The sequence below is a fragment of the Myxococcus vastator genome (assembly GCF_010894475.1).
GTDB lineage: Bacteria > Myxococcota > Myxococcia > Myxococcales > Myxococcaceae > Myxococcus > Myxococcus vastator.
Genome location: NZ_JAAIYB010000626.1, coordinates 1 through 3722, shown reverse-complemented (window position 1 = coordinate 3722; position 3722 = coordinate 1). Strand labels below are relative to the sequence as shown.

General features: G+C 64.1%; 2 protein-coding genes, 1 tRNA gene and 1 pseudogene. All 4 read left to right on the top strand.

Annotated elements, in window-relative coordinates; all coding sequences use genetic code 11:
- Positions 1–474, top strand: a pseudogene (locus G4D87_RS35105) (DNA primase); the annotation flags it as partial.
- A gap of 92 nt (positions 475–566) precedes the next feature.
- Complete coding sequence (gene rpoD, locus G4D87_RS35100) at positions 567–2693, top strand: RNA polymerase sigma factor RpoD (RefSeq protein WP_163787055.1); 2127 nt, start codon at positions 567–569, stop codon at positions 2691–2693.
- Between the two features lie 81 nt (positions 2694–2774).
- Positions 2775–3143 carry an MGMT family protein gene (locus tag G4D87_RS35095; protein ID WP_240358860.1) on the top strand — a complete coding sequence of 123 codons (369 nt, stop codon included), beginning with the start codon at positions 2775–2777 and terminating at the stop codon, positions 3141–3143.
- Between the two features lie 79 nt (positions 3144–3222).
- Positions 3223–3295 (top strand) — tRNA-Ile (locus tag G4D87_RS35090).
- The last annotated feature ends 427 nt before the right edge of the window (positions 3296–3722 follow it).

The following is a 3722-nucleotide window of genomic DNA, read 5'->3' as shown; positions in this document are numbered from 1 at the left end:
CCCCTGGAGAAGCCGCCCCCCGCGCTGGAGTGCTTCTACGTGGGCGCGGTGTTGAAAGAGCCACGGTTGATGGCGCGGGACACCTTCCGCGTGTGTGACGAGCTGTCCCACATGGGCCTGCGCATGGCGCTGGCGCATGCGACGTCGGGACACGGCGCCAACGACGCGCTCTTTGAATCCTCGGAAGCCGTGAAGCGCGGCATTGAGAGCGCGCTGCGGCAGCTCCCCTCGGAGCCCGTCCCCCTGGAGGCGGCGTTCCTCTCCATCTGCAGGGAAATCATGGTGCGGCGCATCGACGAGCGGCTCGTTTATATAAAGCGGGCGACGGAGCAGACGCCGGGGGCGTTCGACCTGACAGAGGAGACGCGCCAGCTCCTGGCAGAGCGCGTGGAACTGTTGGCGCTCAAGAAGCGTGTCCTGGAGGAGCTCAAGCCTGCCTCCTCGGGAACAAAGGCGCCCATGCAACCGGTTTGAGTTCGCGTTTGTAAGAAACCCTGACTTTGCGGTAGATCGGCCGGCTCGCCCAGGCCTCAAGCCCCTGAATTTGCTCAAGGAGAAGTACCCGAATGCCGACGCAGAAGCCCTCGAAGGCGTCCGTGAAGCCCACCAAGAAGAAGGTGGATCCGGTGATCCGCAAGAAGAAGGCTCCGGACGGTGCCGCGGCGAAGGGGGCCAAGACGGGCGCCGAGGAGAAGGAAGAACTCGCCGCGAGGGACGTCGTCGCCGAGGCGACGGAGAAGCTCAAGAAGAAGAAGAAGGGCGTGGCCCCGGCCATGGGCGATGACGTGGACCCGGAGGAGGCCGCGGAAGAGGCCGCCGCCGCCGTCCAGGTGGACCCCGACGCCGTCGAGGACGACATCGAGGAGGATCCGGTCGCCGAGCGCAAGGAGGTCAAGGACCTGCTCGCCGCGGGCCGTGAGAAGGGCTTCCTCACGTACGACGAGGTCAATGACGCGCTCCCCGCCGACATCGTGTCGTCCGATCAGATCGACGACGTGATGAGCATGTTCGGCGACAACGACATCGAGATTGTCGACGCGCAGAAGGCCGCTCAGAACAACGAAATCAAGCCCACCGTCACCGTCGAGGAAGAGAAGGAAGACGCCGACGAGGACGAGAAGGACGAGGACGACGAGCCGGGCGGCAAGTCGAACGACCCGGTGCGCCTGTACCTGCGCAAGATGGGCAGCGTCAGCCTGCTCACCCGCGAGGGCGAGGTCGAAATCGCCAAGCGCATCGAGGAGGGCGAGAAGGAAGTCCTCCGCGCGCTGCTGGCGTGCAAGGTGGCCGTCGAGGAGATCCTCGACATCGGCAACAAGCTGAAGACGGCCAAGCTGCGCGTGCGCGACGTCATCAAGGACGCGCCGGAAGAGGCCCAGGCCGAGGGTGCCGACGAGGCGCCCGAGGAGATCGGCGAGGGTGACGCTCCCGCGCAGCTGGCGCAGAGCGAGCTGAACAAGATCGAGCAGATCTGCAAGCAGATCGAGCGCTTCCGCAAGTTCGCCCAGGATTGCGACGTCTTGGAGGAGGAGCTGTCCTCCAAGAAGAAGCTGACCGAGGTGCGCAAGAAGGAAGTGAAGCAGGAGATGAAGGACCTCCGGACCAAGATGATGGAGGTCCTGGAGGAGATGCGGCTCAACAAGAAGCAGGTGGACCGCATCGTCATCAACCTCAAGGCCCTCATCGAGCGCGTCGACAAGGCCGAGGACGAGCTGCGTGATTTGGAGCGCCGCTACGACTGCTCCATGAAGGAGCTGCGCCCGCAGCTGAAGGAGTCGCGGGAGAACCCCAACATCGGCAAGAAGCTGCAGAAGCAGCTCAACCTCACGCCGGAGCAGTTGGAGGTCCTGGACCGCGACGTGCGCACGGCGGTGCGGAAGATCAAGAAGGTGGAGGAGGAGGCCAACCTCCCCGTCGAGTCGCTGCGCCGCAACTACGACGCCATCCGCCTGGGTGAGCGCCGCGCCGAGCGCGCCAAGAGCGAGCTGGTGGAGGCCAACCTGCGCCTCGTGGTGTCCATCGCGAAGAAGTACACGAACCGCGGCCTGCAGTTCCTGGACCTCATCCAGGAGGGCAACATCGGCCTGATGAAGGCCGTGGACAAGTTCGAGTACAAGCGCGGCTACAAGTTCTCGACCTACGCCACCTGGTGGATTCGGCAGGCCATCACCCGCGCCATCGCGGACCAGGCCCGCACCATCCGCATCCCGGTGCACATGATTGAGACCATCAACAAGCTCATCCGCACCAGCCGCTACCTGGTGCAGGAGATTGGCCGCGAGCCGACGCCGGAGGAGATCGCGGAGAAGATGGAGCTGCCGCTCGACAAGGTCCGCAAGGTCCTGAAGATCGCCAAGGAGCCCATCTCCCTGGAGACGCCGATTGGCGAGGAAGAGGACAGCCACCTGGGCGACTTCATCGAGGACAAGAGCCTCGTGTCGCCGGCGGACGCGGTCATCAACATGAACCTGGCGGAGCAGACCCGGAAGGTGCTCGCCACGCTGACGCCGCGTGAGGAGAAGGTGCTCCGCATGCGCTTCGGCATCGGCGAGAAGTCCGACCACACGTTGGAAGAGGTGGGCCAGGACTTCGAGGTGACGCGCGAGCGCATCCGTCAGATTGAGGCCAAGGCGCTGCGCAAGCTGCGCCACCCGAGCCGCTCCAAGCGCCTGCGCTCCTTCGTGGAGAGCTGAGCCGGGCTTGAGCTGAGCTGGCATGTGGGCCCCCGCTCCATTCGTGGACCGGGGGCCTTCGTGTTTCTAGAGTCCGGGGCCGTGGCGCTCCGAGCGAAGACGAAGACGACGACACCCCTCCCCTTCTCCAAGGCGGTGTGGCAGGCGGTCCGGGCGATTCCGCGCGGGCAGGTGCGCTCCTATGCCCAGGTGGCGCTCTATGCGGGCCGTCCTGGGGCCGCCAGGGGTGTGGGCCGGGAGATGGCCGCCCTGCCCCACCAGCCGGACGTGCCGCTGCCCTGGTGGCGAGTCACCCGCTCGGACGGGACGCTGGCGTCCCAGGTGGCCCAGGAGCAGGCACGGCGCCTCCGGGCCGAGGGCGTGGAGGTGACTCAGCGCGGGGACACCTTCCGCGTGAAGGTGTCACGAGAGGCGCCGGCGCCGCGTGTGGGAGCGAAACGGAAGCGCTGAGGGTGGGTGGAACGAGGCCCCTTGCCAGGACTGCGCGCCCGGCGATATGCAATCCGTCACGCGGTTGGTTGGCGCATGAGGGCCCTTAGCTCAGCGGTTAGAGCTGTCGGCTCATAACCGATTGGTCCCTGGTTCGAATCCAGGAGGGCCCACTTCCCTCAATGCCTTGCAGTGCCTCGAAAACCTATCCGAGGAGTGTCTGCGCATTGAGCGGCATCATCCAGGCCGAAGCACCAACGACGAACCATGCGGGCCGCATACGGGCAGAAAGCGAACTCTGCAAAGAGATCCTTGGTCTGATTCGACAACGTCGCACCACTCACTGAATCTAGAAAGGCGGAGTCATAGTAAACCCCATAATGGAATGAAACGCAGGACTCATCATAACGTCGATCCGGGTCTTCTCCAGGGCCAACCTTCGCGCAAACCCCTCAAAGACCTCTCGCCAAAATTTAGCATCCTCACTCCTAAAGAAATTCTCTCTGTCGCAATGAACAACGAGAGTCCCGAGAATTACATTGCTGTGAGACAGGACTGGATAAACAACCATCGACTTAATTCGCTCAGTCTGTCCCTTAT